Origin of the sequence: Gracilibacillus ureilyticus, assembly GCF_900111195.1 — a bacterium.
Taxonomy (GTDB): Bacteria; Bacillota; Bacilli; order Bacillales; family Amphibacillaceae; genus Gracilibacillus; species Gracilibacillus ureilyticus.
This window is the reverse complement of record NZ_FOGL01000024.1, coordinates 17,155-35,239: the sequence shown is the minus strand read 5'-3', so window position 1 is coordinate 35,239 and position 18,085 is coordinate 17,155. Positions and strand designations below refer to the sequence as shown.

At 38.2% G+C, this 18,085-nt stretch carries 14 protein-coding genes; all 14 read left to right on the top strand.

The window, feature by feature from the left end:
* Positions 1–4 precede the first annotated feature (4 nt).
* The 14 genes from BMW36_RS18390 to cpaB all read left to right on the top strand — a co-directional run bounded on the left by BMW36_RS18390 (position 5) and on the right by cpaB (position 18,069).
* Positions 5–778, top strand: a complete 774-nt coding sequence (locus BMW36_RS18390; protein ID WP_089743859.1) for a PHP domain-containing protein — start codon at positions 5–7, stop codon at positions 776–778.
* Positions 779–955: 177 nt separating this feature from the next.
* The gene (locus tag BMW36_RS18385) at positions 956–1,651 is read left to right on the top strand and encodes an urease accessory protein UreF (protein WP_089743857.1); all 696 of its coding nucleotides are present in this window, start codon (positions 956–958) and stop codon (positions 1,649–1,651) included.
* A gap of 15 nt (positions 1,652–1,666) precedes the next feature.
* Positions 1,667–2,428 (top strand): urease accessory protein UreD, encoded by a 762-nt coding sequence (locus BMW36_RS18380; protein ID WP_089743855.1) that lies wholly within the window; start codon positions 1,667–1,669, stop codon positions 2,426–2,428.
* A gap of 35 nt (positions 2,429–2,463) precedes the next feature.
* On the top strand, positions 2,464–3,204 hold the full coding sequence (locus BMW36_RS18375) for an MBL fold metallo-hydrolase (protein WP_089743853.1): 741 nt from the start codon (positions 2,464–2,466) through the stop codon (positions 3,202–3,204).
* Between the two features lie 347 nt (positions 3,205–3,551).
* Positions 3,552–5,447, top strand: a complete 1,896-nt coding sequence (locus BMW36_RS18370) for a PrkA family serine protein kinase (protein WP_089743851.1) — start codon at positions 3,552–3,554, stop codon at positions 5,445–5,447.
* A 521-nt stretch (positions 5,448–5,968) separates the two neighbouring features.
* Positions 5,969–8,836, top strand: coding sequence for a 2-oxoglutarate dehydrogenase E1 component (locus tag BMW36_RS18365; protein ID WP_089743849.1), 2,868 nt, complete (start codon positions 5,969–5,971; stop codon positions 8,834–8,836).
* Complete coding sequence (gene odhB / locus BMW36_RS18360; protein ID WP_089743847.1) at positions 8,823–10,100, top strand: 2-oxoglutarate dehydrogenase complex dihydrolipoyllysine-residue succinyltransferase; 1,278 nt, start codon at positions 8,823–8,825, stop codon at positions 10,098–10,100. The genes BMW36_RS18365 and odhB overlap by 14 nt, the downstream gene beginning before the upstream one ends.
* 172 nt (positions 10,101–10,272) lie before the next feature.
* Positions 10,273–11,421 (top strand): sporulation protein YhbH, encoded by a 1,149-nt coding sequence (gene yhbH / locus BMW36_RS18355; RefSeq protein WP_089743845.1) that lies wholly within the window; start codon positions 10,273–10,275, stop codon positions 11,419–11,421.
* A 116-nt stretch (positions 11,422–11,537) separates the two neighbouring features.
* Positions 11,538–12,017: a DUF4367 domain-containing protein gene (locus tag BMW36_RS18350; protein ID WP_089743844.1), complete on the top strand. Its 480-nt coding sequence runs from the start codon at positions 11,538–11,540 to the stop codon at positions 12,015–12,017.
* Between the two features lie 94 nt (positions 12,018–12,111).
* Positions 12,112–13,293, top strand: coding sequence for a NupC/NupG family nucleoside CNT transporter (locus BMW36_RS18345; protein WP_089743842.1), 1,182 nt, complete (start codon positions 12,112–12,114; stop codon positions 13,291–13,293).
* Positions 13,294–13,456: 163 nt separating this feature from the next.
* On the top strand, positions 13,457–14,014 hold the full coding sequence (locus tag BMW36_RS18340; protein WP_089743840.1) for an LOG family protein: 558 nt from the start codon (positions 13,457–13,459) through the stop codon (positions 14,012–14,014).
* 38 nt (positions 14,015–14,052) lie between these two features.
* The gene (locus BMW36_RS18335) at positions 14,053–15,474 is read left to right on the top strand and encodes an aldehyde dehydrogenase family protein (protein ID WP_089743838.1); all 1,422 of its coding nucleotides are present in this window, start codon (positions 14,053–14,055) and stop codon (positions 15,472–15,474) included.
* Positions 15,475–15,712: 238 nt separating this feature from the next.
* Positions 15,713–16,786 carry an undecaprenyldiphospho-muramoylpentapeptide beta-N-acetylglucosaminyltransferase gene (locus BMW36_RS18330; protein WP_089743836.1) on the top strand — a complete coding sequence of 358 codons (1,074 nt, stop codon included), beginning with the start codon at positions 15,713–15,715 and terminating at the stop codon, positions 16,784–16,786.
* Positions 16,787–17,364: 578 nt separating this feature from the next.
* Positions 17,365–18,069, top strand: a complete 705-nt coding sequence (cpaB, locus tag BMW36_RS18325) for a Flp pilus assembly protein CpaB (RefSeq protein ID WP_089743834.1) — start codon at positions 17,365–17,367, stop codon at positions 18,067–18,069.
* Positions 18,070–18,085 lie beyond the last annotated feature (16 nt).

The window sequence follows — 18,085 nt, the reverse complement described above, 5'->3', positions numbered from 1 at the left end:
TAAGATGATTATTGATTTTCACAGCCATGTAAAAATATCAAAAAAATCAGCCTTTATGCCGGAATATTTTCAGGAAATGATGCATGAGGCAAAAAATGCGGGTTTAACTGCATTGGTAATGACAGAGCATTTTAACACAAGCCGTTTTCATGATATTTATGAGTATATGGATAAACAATATCCATACATGAATGGATATTATCAAATCGGGGGATTAAAACTGTTCCCGGGGATAGAGGTTGATGTAATAGAAAATGGGCATATACTGCTGGCAGGTACAAGGGAAGACGTCTTGTTTATCCGCGAAAAACTAACCAGTCATTTGACAGAAGAGAAGTTCATCAATTTTGACAAGTTAATGCAATTAGCAGATCTGCGGAAAATGCTGAAAATTGGTGCACATCCATACAGGGAAAGCACTCCTCTTGCAAGAAATGTGAGTACTGACCAATTGAAAAAACTAGATGCTCTCGACTTAAATGGAAAAGACCTTTACGCTAAAGGCACTGCTGTCTGCAAGAAAGAATTAAAGGAATTAGCTGAAGAATTAAATTTGCCGATTATAGGCGGAAGTGACACACATCAGTTTCTTCAATATGGAAGTGTCCTCAATAAGTTTCAGAAAGACTGTGAAACAATAGAGGAGATAAAGCGGGAGGTTATCCACGGGAATTACGCGACAGAAATTGCAGAGCAGCTGAATTTGAAAGTGAAAGCAGCGACGCTTGTAAAAAAATATATGAAAAAAAGTCTGATAGACCAGCCATTACCGGTTTAATGTCAAACTGCATTAATAGAAATACTATTGATGCAGTTTCTTTTTCATGGCGCTAACCTTCTGCCCCCCACTGCTGGTAACACTCTATATCTTAAAACAGCAACAAACCTATCGAAAGTTCTCATAATTCCCCATCAGATTGCTATGATATAATATGATGAAACAGGAGGGGATTGGATGAGTACAGGAGATTCAGATAATTTAATGCATTTGTTACATTTGCATCATTCATCCTTTTTACAGAGTCATGTAGCGCATGCTATTGGGCTGGAGATGTACATTCGGTCAAAACAAATTAACTCAAAAGAGGATTTACACTCATTTTGCAAAAGTTATATAGGAAGTTACTTATTATATAATGATGCGATTATGATAAAAGAAATATTTCAGGCATTAAGCAAGCAGGATTGGAATCGGATCATCTATTTATCGGGAATTTATAATGCAAGTAAAAATGTGATAGAAATAAAGAAATCAAGCAGGCAGGCAGGAAACCGTTTACTGGAGAGAATGCAGTCAATTAAAAACTCGTCACTTTTAGACAGATGGGCTGATGAAATTAACGTAAAAAACCATTTAAATCATTATTTAATTGTTTACAGTATTTATGCATTTGAAAATGATTTTGATCTGTTTCTCACCATTCAGTCCTATATGTACTTCGCTTTAACGAATCTGGTGGAACATGCCATTCGAGTAATTCCGTTAGCACCTAAAGATGGAGAAACCGTTATTTTCGCATTACTTGATGATATTAAGAAGGCGACGAAAGCTGCTGCCGGGTTATGTTTGGAGGATTTAACCAATACTTCAGTAGGCCTTGAGATTTCTGCAATGCAGCATAAGTATTTATTATCGAAATTGTTTTTGTAGCAGGGAGGGACAGGGATGAATCCGGAAAAGTTGATGGGGCGTTTTCAGAAAGTGAACTTAATGGAGTATAATGGAACGGGACAATTGAAATTGGAGAAAACAGACAAAACACATCGGATATTTACAACATATCATGTTACAGGTCTTAATAAAACGGGAAATAAGCAACCTGCAGATATCAATTTTATCGTGATGAAAGGTTCCAATATAGCCATTTCACCTGAAAAGCCGTATGTGGTAAAACCTGGGAATACACATGAGCAGCAAATATCTCTTCAGATAGAAGAAGAAGCACTGCTTGTTTGGAATAATCAGGAGGTTATTTTTACTCCAGGTACAAATTTCACACAGCGGGTGAAAGTATTATTAAATGGTAACGCGGAATTCGTCTGGGCCGAGATTGTCCATCTTACAGAGAAGAAAGACTATCATTATACAACATTGATGGAAATTCTAGTTGGAGATGAATGTCTGGCATTTGATCCGGTAACCTTTTCATCAGAAAATGAATTAATGGATAATCATGGAATAATAGAAGACTTTACCTATACAGCAACAGTCTGGTACATAGCAGAACAATTACCATTTGACGAGTGGGATGTTCTTGAGAGAATATCACAGGCTAAGAATCACAGAGCAGGGATGACCGATTTGGATGGCAAAGGAATTCTCATTCGCTGGTTATCCAAAGACCTGAGACTGTTAAAGCAGGAAGTTCAGGATGTGATGGCATTTTTTGACCAGAAAATTACTGAAATACGGAAATGGCGTGTATAGGAAGACACTATTCAAAAGAAAACAGGAGGATTCGAATGAAGTTAACTGCTGTCGGTGTTTGGGGAGGCTACCCGAAAGTAAATAGCGCTACGTCTGCTTTTTTAGTGGAGTATAATGGATTTCAATTATTATTCGACTGCGGCAGCGGTGTTTTAGCCGCATTGCAAAATTATATACCTGTTCAGCAGCTGGATGCAGTCATTGTTTCCCATTATCATCATGATCATATAGCAGATATTGGCCCACTTCAATACGCAAAGTTAATTCAAAATCAGTTAAATGGGACCGAAAATACGTTGCCAATTTACGCCCATAACCGGGATAAATCTGCTTTCAAACAATTAACATTTCAGCAGCATACGAAAGGCTTTGCTTTGGAAGAAGATGATTGTATAAAATTAGGGCCATTTACAGTTCGAACAATAAAAACGAATCATCCAGTTTTCTGTCTTGCAATTCGATTGGATGCTGGCGGGAAGTCGATCGCCTTTACAGCAGATACGGAATGGTCAGATGCGTTGATTCCATTCATAAAAGAAGCCGATTTCTTAGTCTGTGAAGCTAACTTGTATGAAGGAATGGAAGGGAATATTCCTGGCCATCTTAGCGGAAGACAAGCAGGAATGCTAGCTAAAAGAGCAAATGTTAAAAAGTTAATTCTGACACATTTGCCGCACTTCGGAGATTTACATAACTTACTGGCAGAAGCGAAAACCAGTTTTTCCGGAGAAGTGGTGCTGGCAGAAGAAGGAAAAGTATATGAGGTGACAGACTAGTCATACCCTGATTTCTTTTTGAATGAACAATTCTTACCACATAGAAAAAGCGAGTGTACATTACACTCGCTTTTTATTATTTAGATTCATACCCTGATGCGAAGATTGCTGCAAAGAATGTTATACATACTCCTATAATTAATGCTAGACCCATGGATGATCCTCCTTAATTTTTAATGCCGTTTTCATGCTTTTACTTATTATACCCAATATATCTGGATTTGTGAAGTTTTGTTCGGAAATTTTACTGACAGTTAATATCGAATTGAGAATCATTTTTTAAACAGAATTTACATACATATAGAGAAAGCATACGAAAATCTCGTTCGCTACTGGGAGGGTATCTCATGGATATATTAAGCAAGGTACAGCAATACCGTGAAAAACAGGATGCATTAAAGTGGGAAGGGACTTTTGCGGAGTATTTAGATTTATTAAAGGAGCGCCCTTATTTAGCACAGTCTGCTCATTCAAGAATTTATCAGATGATAAAGGATGAAGGAGTGGAGGAAGCTGAAGGTGTGAAAAAATATAATTTCTTCAGCGGGCAGTTATTTGGCCTTGAAGAAGCGTTGGAAAAGTTAGTGGAAGAGTACTTCCATCCGGCAGCAAGAAGATTGGATGTTAAGAAAAGAATTTTACTGTTAATGGGTCCGGTTAGTGGAGGAAAATCGACCTTGGTAACGATGCTGAAAAGAGGGTTGGAGAAGTATACACTGACAGACCATGGTGCGGTTTTTGCGATAAAAAACTGTCCGATGCACGAAAATCCGCTTCATTTGATTCCACAGCATTTACGTAAAGATTTTGAGGATGAATACGGTATTCGAATTGAAGGGAACTTATCCCCATTAAATCAGTTACGATTAGAAGAGGATTACAATGGGAAAATTGAAGATGTTTTAGTTGAGCGGATTTTCTTTTCAGAAGATAAACGAGTTGGTATTGGTACATTTAGTCCATCTGATCCTAAGTCACAAGATATTGCAGATTTAACCGGTTCTATCGACTTTTCTACGATTGCCACATATGGATCCGAGTCAGATCCGCGTGCCTATCGGTTTGATGGGGAATTAAACAAGGCAAACCGCGGACTCATGGAGTTCCAGGAAATGTTGAAATGTGATGAGAAGTTTTTATGGCATTTATTGTCCTTAACACAAGAAGGGAATTTTAAAGCAGGCCGATTTGCGTTAATATCTGCAGATGAAATGATCGTTGCTCATACGAATGAAACAGAATACCGGTCTTTTATATCAAATAAGAAGAATGAGGCCCTTCATTCACGGATGATTGTTATGCCGATCCCTTATAATTTAAAAGTAGATGAAGAGGAAAGAATTTATCGCAAGATGATTGAAGAAAGTGATATGAAAGAGGTTCATATTGCACCACACACACTGAAAATTGCAGCAATGTTTACTATTTTAACGAGATTAAAAGAATCGAAGCAAAACAATATCAGTTTATTGAAGAAATTGTATTTATATAATGGCCAGGATGTGGAAGGATTCAGTGACCAGGATGTGACCGCATTAAAGAAAGAATTTTCAGATGAAGGGATGGCCGGAATAGATCCCCGCTATGTGATTAACCGTATCTCATCAACAATCATTCGGAAAGAAATGCAGGCGATTAACGCATTGGATGTGTTACGTTCGCTGAAGGACGGATTAGATGATCACCCTTCAATAACAAAAGAACAGAAAGAGGATTATCTTGATTTTATTTCGATCGCAAGAAAAGAATATGATGAATTAGCTAAAAAAGAAGTGCAAAAAGCATTTGTTTATTCGTATGAAGAGTCTGCAAAAACATTAATGAATAATTATTTAGATAATGTGGAGGCATTCTGTAATAAAACAAAGCTGGAAGATCCGTTAACAGGGGAAGAGATGCAGCCAGATGAAAAATTGATGCGCTCCATCGAAGAGCAGATTGGAATATCGGAGAATGCGAAAAAGCCGTTCCGGGAAGAAGTGCTGATTCGAATCTCTGCCTATGCTAGAAAAGGGAAAAAGTTTGATTACCAGTCACATGAACGTTTGCGTGAGGCAATTCAAAAAAAGCTGTTTGCTGATTTAAAAGACGTGGTGAAAATTACGACATCGACAAAAACACCTGATGAACAGCAGCTGAAAAAGATGAATGAGGTTGTGGCGACATTAGTTGATGAATATGGATATAACTCTCAATCTGCCAATGATCTGTTAAGATATGTAGGTAGTCTGTTAAACCGGTGATCCGCCCACTGAATCATGGCGCGAAAGAAAAAGAGAGCGAAGGTCTTCAGCCACTCTTGATAACCTGTCACATACGAATATTAAGCCCATTACGGAGCAGCGCTTCAATAAAAATTCTCATAACCGTGACCACAATTTACGGTTATGAGAATTTCTTTGTATTTGCTTCTTAATACTACAGCACATCATCCCATCCCTAAGAGATCATCCAAGGTTCTGTTTTCCTAGTGAAAATTAACTAGATAATTATATATATTGTTCTATAAGACCGGTCATAAAAAATCTCCAAATCGTTCCCGATAAAGTTATAAATGTTTGTTTTATCGAAAAGAATGCCGCTTTTTAAAGCGTTTTATTTCAAATCGGATTATTTATTAAAAATAAAAAAATAATCCTCACTTTTCTGTTGTTTCCCATAGTAAAATAGGTTATATTTATGGGTGTAATGATTTATTGTTACAGATATTTGGATGGGAGTTAAGTTAAGCGGAAGAAAGTGACTTCTAATGGGGGTATAAGACGTGACACAGCAGGGATCCAGTGAAACATTCTGGAAAAAATTTTACGGTCCAAATATGGGCTATTTAGAGGAACAGTATGAGCTTTATTTAGAAGACAGGGATTCTGTTGATCCGACACTACAGGAAATGTTTGATCAATACGGAGCCCCGCAACAATCAGGTAATGATGCTAAAGAGGTCGCAAATGGAAGTGGTCTGTCGTCGCAAATAATTGCAAAACATTTAACCTCAGCAATCAAACTTGTTGAGGCTATTAGACGTTACGGTCACTTGAAAGCTACCATTTACCCGGTAACTGCAGGAAAATACAGTGACACGACTTTAGTCGATCCGGAACATTATGGTCTTAATAAAGAGATTTTGGAAGCGATTCCGGCTGATTGGGTTTGGGATGGATCAGTGCAGGGAGTGGATACAGCCCAGGGCGTTGTGGATTATTTAATGTCACAATATGCTGGCACAATCTCTTTCGAATATGATCATGTTAACAATGATGAGGAACGCTACTGGTTCCAGAAAAATATTGAATCCGGGGATTACCGATTTAATTTTAGTGATGAAGAGAAAAAACAGTTACTTAGTCAAATTGTCGATGTAGAAGGGTTTGAAAATTTCCTTGCCAAGACGTTCGTTGCGCAAAAGCGTTTCTCAATTGAAGGGCTGGAAATGATGGTACCAATCTTGGATCGCATGGTTCAAAAATCTTTCTATGATGAAACAGAAGAAATACTAATGGGAATGGCTCACCGCGGGAGATTAAGTGTGTTAACACATATCCTTGGAAAACCGTATGATAAGTTGTTTTCTGAGTTTCACCCATCCGCGGATAAGGAACTAATACCAACGTCCCCTGGTTCACGTGCCATTACTTATGGGTGGACAGGAGATGTGAAATATCACTTTGGGGCGAAACGCCAGCTTGGTGAAGAAAAGCCGTCTCCAACAAAGATAACATTAGCACATAACCCTTCCCACCTGGAATTTGTCAATCCGGTAGTGGAAGGTTTTACGAGAGCAGCACAGGATTTCCGCTTTCAGAAAGGTAAGCCGGAACAAAATACGAAAAAAGCTTTTAGTATTTTAATACATGGGGATGCAGCATTTATTGGTGAAGGTGTAGTTGCGGAAACATTTAATTTAAGTGCATTACCAGGATATAAAACCGGTGGTACCATGCATATTATTGCAAATAACCTTGTCGGTTTCACTACAGGTCAGGAACAAGGAAGGTCTACCAGATATGCCAGTGACTTGGCTAAAGGGTTTGAAGTGCCAATTATCCATGTAAATGCAGATGATCCTGAAGCGTGTATTTCAGCAGCATTGCTAGCATATGATTATCGCAGTAAATTTGAAAAGGACGTACTGATCGATTTAGTTGGTTATCGCCGCTATGGACATAACGAAATGGATGAACCGAGAGCGACACAGCCAAAACTGTATAAAGCAATTGACAGCCATCCTACTTGTGCGAACATTTATGCGAAGCGTCTTCAGGAGCAGGGAGTTATCGGTGAAAATACGCTCGAAGAAATGAATGAAGCTGTTTTTAATAAACTACAGGAAATCTATGATCAAATGACAGAAAGTGTGAATGAAAATCCTGAAGCAATGCCGGTTCCTCAAGCATTACAACAAGGTTTAGGTGATATAGAAACAGCCGTGCCTAAAGATTTATTACTGGCACTGAACAAAGGGATGTTAGAACGTCCTGAGGGATTCTCGGCATTTAAGAAGCTGGAGAAAATCCTTCAGAAACGCCATAACACCTTTGAAAAAGAAATGAAGGCAGATTGGGCAGTTGGGGAAGCATTAGCATATGCCTCCATTCTGCAGGATGGCATTCCTATCAGATTATCAGGGCAGGATTCTGAGCGGGGGACATTTGCCCACCGTCATCTCGTATTACATGATGTGGACACGAATGAAACATATTGTCCATTACATGGTTTAAATGAAGCGAAAGCAACTTTTGATGTGCATAACAGTCCATTATCGGAAACAGCAGTGCTTGGATTCGAATACGGATATAGTGTAAAAGCACCAAAGACACTTGTAATATGGGAAGCTCAATTTGGTGATTTTGCAAATGCTGGTCAGGTGATTTTTGATCAATTTATTTCATCTGCTCGTGCGAAGTGGGATGAGCGATCCAATATGGTCATCCTATTACCACACGGCTATGAAGGCCAGGGGCCAGAGCACTCCAGTGCGAGAGTAGAGAGATTTTTAACAATGGCTGCAGAAAATAACTGGATTGTTGCAAATGTAACATCAAGTGCGCAATTCTTCCACCTTATGAGACGTCAGGCTGCACTGGTGGATAGTGAAGCAGCACGGCCGTTAATCGTGTTAACACCGAAGAGCTTACTAAGAAGTCCGCGGGTAGTGTCAACGATCGATGAATTTACTTCAGGTAAATTTAAACCGTTGATGCAACAGCCGGGACTGGAATGGTCCTCTGAAAAAGCGAAACGCCTTGTCATTGGTACAGGGAAAGTAATGGTGGATATTGAGGAAAAAATGAGTGAAAACACGGAAGCTTATGAAGATATTCATGTACTAAGGCTTGAGCAGATTTACCCATTCCCTCAAGAGGATGTATTGAACGTAATTGAAGCGTGTCCAAATTTAAAAGAAGTAGTATGGGTTCAAGAAGAACCAAGAAATATGGGTTGCTGGAATTTTGTCAAAGAATTGTTATTCCGTATGTTGGAAGATAAGTCAATTGAATTGCATTATGTTGGTCGATGTGAACGCTCATCACCATCCGTAGGTGACCCGCATATCCATAAAACGGAGCAAAGACGCCTGGTAAAAAGAGCATTAGAGCTGTCTGAAGGAGGAGAATCCAATGAAGGAAATTAAGGTCCCGGAATTAGCAGAATCTATTACAGAAGGTACAATTGCGGAGTGGTTAGTGAGCGAGGGTGACTCAGTTGAAAAGGGTGACCCCATCTGCGAACTTGAAACAGATAAAGTAAATGTAGAAGTAAATGCAGACTATGCCGGTGTTGTTGCAGAATTAGTCAGAGACGCCGGTGATGATGTAGAGGTTGGCGAAGTAATCGCTAAAATTGATGAGAACGGCGAAGCAGGAGGCAGTGCTAAGGAAGAGACTCCTGCTCCTGAAAAGGAAGAAAAGAAACAGCAAGAGAAAAAAGAAGAGGCACCAGCTTCTTCTCCAAAACAGCCTGAACCGAAAACAGGTAAGGATCAAAAAGTTATTGCTTCTCCTGCAGCAAGAAAACGTGCAAGAGAACTGGGCATTGACCTTAATCAGGTAGTTCCAAGTGATCCTTTAGGCCGTATACGTCCTGAAGATGTGGATAACCTTTCCAAAGCAGCTAAGGCAGATAAGAAAGAATCAGCATCTCCGAATAAGCAGAAATCTGCAGGCAGCACGAGCAATAATCAGCAGGAATTTGATAAACCGGTTGTTCGTGAGAAAATGACTCGCCGTCGACAGACTATTGCTAATCGGTTAGTTGAAGCACAGCACACTGCAGCAATGCTCACTACCTTTAATGAGGTGGATATGTCAGCAGTGATGAAACTTCGCAGTGAGAGAAAAGATAAGTTTGTAGATAAGCATGGTGTAAAACTTGGCTTTATGTCATTCTTCACGAAAGCAGTTGTGGGAGCATTGAAAGAATTCCCTTATATTAATGCTGAAATTCAGGAAAATGAAATTATTCTGAAAAAATATTATGACATTGGAATAGCAGTATCTACTGATGATGGATTAGTTGTTCCGGTTGTAAGGGATGCAGACAGATTGGATTTTGCCGGTATTGAATCAGAGATTGCAAGACTTGGCACAAAAGCAAGAAATAAAGAATTGCAGCTTGGCGATTTGCAAGGTGGTTCATTTACGATTACAAATGGCGGTATTTTCGGTTCATTGCTCTCCACACCGATTTTAAATACTCCACAAGTTGGTATTCTTGGAATGCACTCAATCCAGAAGCGTCCAATAGTTATGCCGGATGATTCTATTGAAGTCCGTCCAATGATGTATATCGCATTATCATATGATCACAGAATAGTAGATGGCAAGGATGCTGTACAATTCCTTGTACGTATTAAGCAATTACTTGAAGATCCATATGACTTGTTACTAGAAGGATAATTACAGGAAACACCCATTAACAGTTCACAACCTGTTGGTGGGTGTTTTTTATATGAGCAGAGTCATGGTTAAAGAATAACAAAATGAATCAAATGAAAAAATCTGCCTTTTTGTTTATCTTTTTTCAATTGGCTGCATACAATAAAATAATACAAGCAGAGGAGGGGATAGGATGGCTGATTTTAACTTTGTAATTGCGGAAGAAGATTGGTCCCTCCATAGAAAAGGATATGATGACCAAAAGAGACACCAGGATAAAATAAAGGATGCAATAAAAAAACGCCTTCCTGATATCATTAGTGAAGAAAGTATTATCATGTCGAGAGGGAAAGAAATTGTCAGAATTCCGATTCGTTCATTGGATGAGTATAAGATCAAGTATAACCAGTCTAAAAATAAACATGTAGGTCAAGGTGATGGTGACAGTAAAGTCGGTGACGTTATCGCACAGGATGGGAAACCGTCCAAAGGAGATGATTCCGGCAATGCTGGCGACCAGCCCGGTACAGATTATTATGAGGCAGAAGTAGACTTTGAAGCACTGGAAGAAGCCTTTTTTGATGAACTGGCATTACCAAATTTGGAACAGAAAGAAAAAGATAATATTACAGTTACTGATGTGGAGTTTAAAGACATTAGGAAAAAAGGTTTAACTGGTAATATAGATAAAAAAAGAACGATGCTTGCATCGTACCGGAGAAATGCCCTAGAAGGAAATCCATCTTTTACACCCATTTATCCGGATGATTTACGTTATAAAACCTGGGACAATGTGATTAAACCAGAGTCAAAAGCAGTAGTCCTTGCAATGATGGATACAAGCGGGTCTATGGGGCAGTTTGAGAAATATGTTGCAAGAAGTTTTTATTTCTGGACAATGCGCTTTCTAAGAAAAAAATATGAAACAGTGGATGTAGAGTTCATCGCACATCATACAGAAGCAAAAGTGGTTGATGAAGAGGCTTTTTTTACAAAGGGAGAAAGTGGTGGAACAATATGTTCTTCTGCATATAGAAAAGCGTTAGAACTAGTCCAGGAAAAATACCCGGCAAGCCACTATAATATTTATCCGTTTCATATATCGGACGGGGATAATTTAACCTCTGATAATCGCCGATCTTTAGAAGCTGTATACGCATTGCTAGAACAAGCAAGTATGTTTGGTTATGGCGAAGTAAATCAGTACAATCGGTACTCCACTTTAACTCAGGCATTCAAAGATATTGAACATCCTAAATTCCGACAATTTGTCCTTCGCAGCAAAGAAGATGTATTCTATGCAATGAAACATTTCTTTCGGGAAGAAAGCTACTCTTTATAGGGTGGCTTTTTTTGTAGACTAATTCAAAAAAAAGTAACATATGGCAGAAAAATGGTGAAACTTTCTCCCGGTATTTATCGTCTAATATAATAAATGGGCGGAATGGGGAGAAGTTAATGAAAAAGTTATTAATAATTCTGGCTTTTATGTTAATGGTCACCGGATGCAGTAATGAATCATCTATCCCTGATGGTTTTCACAGTTATAAGAAAGGGGAAGTGGAATCAGCGGTGGATCAATTGGATTTCACACCTGAACTACCTCAGTTTGTACCTATTCTGGCAGAGATTGTTGTCACAGACCGGTTTATCGATATACAAACAGATAAGGAAGCTTTTGATATTACCATGTTTACAACAAGTAATGATATCTTTACGATTCAAATGTTTAATACTGAGAAAACTGAAGCTGCAGAAATCAATGAAGAAGTTGTACTAGATGATAAAACCAATGCATATTTCCGTGATCAGCCATACTCCAAAACATTGACATGGGAAAAGAACGGGATTACTTATAAATTGCAATACAGAAGCGGTGAACATACTTTGTCAAAGGTCGATTTAATAAAAGTAGCGGAGTCCTTCCAGCCCTCTTAATTAGTTTATACTCTTATCCTCCATAAATGCGATTATATTTTGATAGAAAAGGGAACGTTATAAGAGAAATAAAATTAAGAGGAGGAAATCTTGAGTGGGTATCATATTAGGGATTGTAGCAATTATCCTCGTTCTGGCAATCGCATATGCTATGAGTAATGACCGGAAAAAGATTAATTATACTAGTATCGGAATCATGTTATTAGCCCAGGTAATAACAACTTGGTTTATGTTTATGACACCTATTGGCGAAGCTATAATTAATTGGATTTCTGCATTATTTAACAAGCTGATTGAATTTGGTACAGAAGGTGTTAATTTTGTTGTTGGCGGTATTGAAGGCGAAGAGGTCTTTTTCTTTAATGTATTGCTGATAATTATTTTCTTTTCGACACTGTTGTCTGTACTGACATACTTAAGAATTTTACCATTTATCATTAAATATATCGGCTTTGTCATATCTAAAATTACAGGACTGCCAAAGGTAGAGTCTTTTAATGCGGTCAATAGTATGTTTTTTGGCCAATCAGAGGCATTGATTGCCATTAAATCTCAATTTCACCACCTGACGAGCAATAGACTGTACATTGTGAGTGCTTCAGCAATGGGATCAGTTTCTGCCTCCATTATCGGAGCCTACATGCAGATGTTACCTGCTGAATACGTGTTAGTTGCTATCCCGTTAAATATGTTCAGTTCCCTGATCATTGCCTCGATTATCGCTCCTGTTGACATAAAATCAGTTGATGATGAAATAAATGTGAAAGATGTTTCTGAAGCGAAAAGTTTTTTTGAAGCAATGGGAAATGGGGCATTAGATGGCGGAAGAATCGCATTAATTGTTGCAGCAATGTTAATTGCGTTTATTGCAGCTCTTGAGCTAGTCAACTTTGTTATTCAATTCATTTTCGCAGGTGTAACACTGGAACAAATTCTTGGCTATGTTCTATACCCGATTGGGTTCCTGATGGGAATTACACCAGGTGAGCTTGTTCAGGCGGGCGGAATCATGGGAACGAAAATTATTACAAATGAATTTGTAGCAATGTTGGATTTACAGCCATTAGTCGGAACATTATCGGAAAAAACTGTCGGAATTGTTTCCGTATTTCTGACCAGTTTTGCAAATTTTTCTTCGATCGGTATTATTGCAGGTACAGTTCAGGGTATCGATAGTGAGAAAGGGGCAGCGGTGTCAAAATTTGGTATGAAACTGCTGATAGGAGCAACCCTTGGTTCCATTCTTTCGGCAACAATGGCAGGGTTATTTCTATAATATAGTGAAGCACAAAGTCTCAAATGAGAGTTGTGCTTTTTTTGTACCATATGTAAGGAGGCATTACTGCAAAAATACATTAAGTCATCGAGTAACGTTCCAGGTTATTCTTATGTTAAAATTTTGTATAGATAATAAAAGATAAAAGTATTGGAGGAATAATATGAAATCGATAGCTGTATATTGCGGGTCCAGTCTGGGAAACTCTGAAGTCTACAAAAAAGGTGCTGTTGAACTTGGGAAGGAACTGGCAAAACGAAATATTACCCTCATTTACGGTGGATCAAGTGTTGGATTGATGGGAGTTATTGCAGATACTGTCTTGGAAGCGGGAGGGGAAGTGATCGGAGTAATTCCAACCGTATTGAGTGATAAAGAGATTGCCCATCAAAAATTAACGCAGTTATATACTGTCAGTACAATGCATGAGCGAAAAGCAAAAATGGCAGAACTAGCGGATGGATTTATTGCAATGCCAGGTGGTGCTGGAACTCTCGAAGAATTATTTGAAATCATAACATGGGGCCAAATTGGTATCCACAACAAACCGATTGGGTTATTAAATATACATAATTATTATAAACCATTGTCTCATCTGCTGGACCATATGGTAACAGAGGGCTTTTTGAAAGAGCAATTTCGGAATCTTGCAATTTTTCAGGAAAAACCTGCAATCCTTTTAGACCGATTTGATCAAAAACTGGATGTTTCATCCAAATAACCAGTGGAATAAACAATGAAGTAGCGAGGTGTTGGAGAATGAATAATTATCCCATATTTATAGATGGAACATGGCGGAAAACAAAAGAATCACTACAGGTACTGGATAAATACTCACAAAAAGTATATGCAACTGTCTCAACAGCAGGTAAAAAAGATGTTGATGATGCAATTTCAAGTGCGTTCCATGCATTTAAACGTCATCAGCTCTCCCCATATGAGAGATTTTCGATTTTGCAAAAAACATATCAGATTTTATTGGACAGAAAAGAAGAATTAGCAAAGATCATTGTAAAGGAAGCGGGAAAACCGCTCAAACAAGCACTGGCAGAAATAGAACGCTCTGCACAGACTTTTTTATTAGCAGCAGAAGAAGCGAAACGAGTACATGGAGAAGGTGTACCGGTCGATGCAGCACCAGGTTCTGAAAACAGGCTTGCATTTACGATAAAAGTTCCCGTCGGTGTTGTTGGTGCAATTAGTCCTTTTAATTTTCCATTAAACCTTGTGTCACACAAAGTAGCCCCAGCTCTTGCAGCAGGTAATGCAGTAGTGCTGAAGCCTGCGAGTAAAACGCCAATCTCTGCCTTAAAGTTAGCTGGAATTCTAGAAGAGGCAGGATTACCTGAAGGTTTACTTCAAGTAGTTGTTGGTTCAGGTTCCACAGTCGGAAAACAAATGATCGAGGATAAACGCATCAGCCTTTATACTTTTACTGGAAGTGCAGACGTCGGATTGAAGTTAAAACAGGAAACAGGCCTGAATCGCCTGATACTTGAACTTGGCAACAATTCTCCTGTTATTGTGGATAAGGAGGCAGACCTGGATCATGCCGCCCAAACCCTCGCAGGCCAGAGTTTTGCCTTTGCAGGACAGGTATGTATATCTGTACAAAGAATTTATGTCCATGAATCGGTTCATTCATCATTTATGAAAAAAATAATCAGCAATATCAAAAGGCTGAGCGTTGGTGATCCAGCCGATCCTGCCACAGATGTTGGTCCGATGATCTCTGAGAGTGAAGCAGAACGTGCGGAAGAATGGGTACAGGAAGCTGTATCTGATGGTGCAGAAATCGCATATGGAGGTAAGAGGGATGGTGTATTATTTGAACCGACATTGTTAACTAATGTAAATAAAAACATGCGGGTCGTGTGTGAAGAGATTTTTGCCCCGGTTGTAAGCATCATACCTTATACTGAGCTGGATGAATGTATTGCCGAATTAAATCAGTCTGATTATGGATTACAAGGCGGCATATTCACTCAGAATATTGATACAGCTTTTTATGCGGCCAAGCGAGTCGGGGTTGGCGGATTTATGATTAATGATGGTTCACAGTACCGTGTGGATCTGATGCCATATGGCGGTGTGAAGGATAGCGGAAACGGGAAAGAAGGACCAAAATATTCTGTTGATGAAATGACTGAAGAGCGGTTGATAGTAATGAACCTGAAATAATGGAGTATGAACTCGGAAGGCAGATGGAGAAATGCGTTTTCCGGGTTTTTAGCGTGAACTTTGTATTATCCCTGATCGGAAGTCTCACTTTATGAGATTCCGGAAAAAGTACATAGCATACATCGTTACTTGCGTGATTAGAATAGTTATAAGTATAATCATAAGCAAAGTATCAAGGAATTTGAACAGTTATCAGGAAGACAATACATAGCAGTTTAAAAAGAGAGGTAGACAATTGATGGAAAATAAACAAATAATCTTTACCGGAGGCGGAACAGCTGGCCATGTGATGGTGAATATTGCAATCATTCCGGAATTTATCAAAGAGGGCTGGACTGTCGATTATATTGGATCAAAAAACGGAATAGAAAGAGAATTAATTTCAAGTCTTGATGGCGTAAAATATCACCCTATATCGACAGGAAAGCTGCGGCGCTACTTTTCCAAAGAGAATTTTAAAGATCCTTTCAAAGTACTGAAAGGAACATTTCAGGCATACCGAATTATTGGAAAAAAGAAGCCGGCAGTTATTTTTTCAAAAGGAGGCTTTGTTTCTGTTCCTGTATTAGTTGCAGCGAGAATGCGCGGAGTTCCTGCAGTTATTCATGAATCTGATTACACACCAGGCTTGGCAAACAAGCTGGCCATCCCGTTTGCGAAAAAGGTGCTTGCAACATTCCCTGAAACAATGGATTACTTGCCTGAACAAAAAGCTGAATATATTGGAGCGGTAGTGAGAGAAGAATTATTCACAGGGAGCAGAAAGAAAGGGTATGAAATAACTGGATTAAACGCTGAAAAAAATGTCCTGTTAATCATGGGCGGAAGTGCGGGTTCAAAGAGAATAAATGAGGCCATCCGTGAAGGACTAGACCGTTTACTGAATGACTTTCACATCATTCACATTTGCGGGAAAGATAATTATGACAGCAGCTATGAAAGAGAAGGATATATACAGTATGAATATGTAAAAGATGAGTTGAAAGATTTACTGGCTATCACCGATCTTGTTTGTTCAAGAGCTGGATCGAATGCAATCTTTGAATTTTTAGCATTACATAAACCAATGTTACTAATTCCTCTATCATTGCAGGCAAGCCGTGGTGATCAAATTGTTAACGCACAGTCATTCGAAAAACAAGGCTATGCACATATCATAGAAGAGGAGAGTTTAACTACAGACTCACTTCATCAAGCACTAGTTCAATTAAAGAAGGATAAAATTGAAATCAAAGAGAAAATGAATCAATATAAATCGTCAGAAGCAAAAGAACAGGTGATTCAGTCAATCATTGATCAAGTGAGTAAATAATCTAGAATAAATATAAAACAGGCCATGTTAATTCAGCATGGCCTGTTTTATATTATAAGCTTTAGAATGGTAGTTCTAAAAATAAAGTAGCTCGATAAATTAATATACTTTTTAATGACTTTCATCCTAAATGTGTGAATATATAGACTCATAAAATAATTGGTGAAAGAGTAAGAAAACAAGTTAATTTGTAAAAATAAGCTCTTTAATATTTCAATTATGTTTCATTATTGTATTTTATATTACAGATTAGATATATTAACCTATTTTAGTGAATGATAAATTCGAATTACATAGTAAATCAGCTAATGTTAGTTTTTTTAAAAAAACTTATATTTCATCAAAATAACAGATGAATCGACAAATATAGATAGTGGTATACGAATCATTTTTTCAAAAATAAATATTTAATTGAAGATATAAAAACCATTTTAGGTATAATCTACCTTTTTCTATAATAATGGTTATCATTTCATTACAGATTTAGTAATATTATTACAGCAAATGCAATTGACTGACATATTAGTTGTTCCTGTCCATTGAAAACGAAGGTTAATAGAAAGAGGGATAAAAAGCAGATGTTTGAATCGAAAAGAAGGGCACTTATATTTATCACATTATCTTTTATTCTAGCAATACTAGCAGGCATACTATTTTATAACAATTTAAATGAACTGAATGCAGATTTGGGTGAGATGTCGGAAGTGTTTGTAGTAGAACAGAATATTAACTCAAGAGAACGGATTTCTGCTGACCAAATCGCAACAATTGAAATTCCCAATCGTTATGTTACGGATGCACATGTACTTTCAATGGAGCAAATTGAAGGACAGGTCTCGATTATTCCATTAAAAGAGGGAGACTTTATTACACAGAATATTTTAAGACCATTCACAGAATTGACGGATGAAGGCAACCGTTTAGTCGAATTATTAGAAGATAATAGCAAAGTTTTCTTTGATGATGAATTACAGCATTTAGACCGCGTAGATATTGTAGTTTCCCAAAGTTTTAACGAAGAGCCGGTTACAGAAATATTTATGTCAGATGTTCTTGTTCAAAAGGTAATCTCATCTGACAATGGCGAGGGAGTTGCTTTAGAAGTTTCCAGGCAACAGGCCCCTGAATTAATTCATATGCAACATTATGCGGACAATATACATATTCTGAAATCTACCAATGGAAACAGTGAAATGGTAGAAGAAGACGAGAACACAGAGGAAGTTACCAAAGAAGTAGCAGAAGAGACAGAAGAAGGCTCAAGTCAGAGCGATGGTGAGTAAGGCAGAGGAGGGTTCA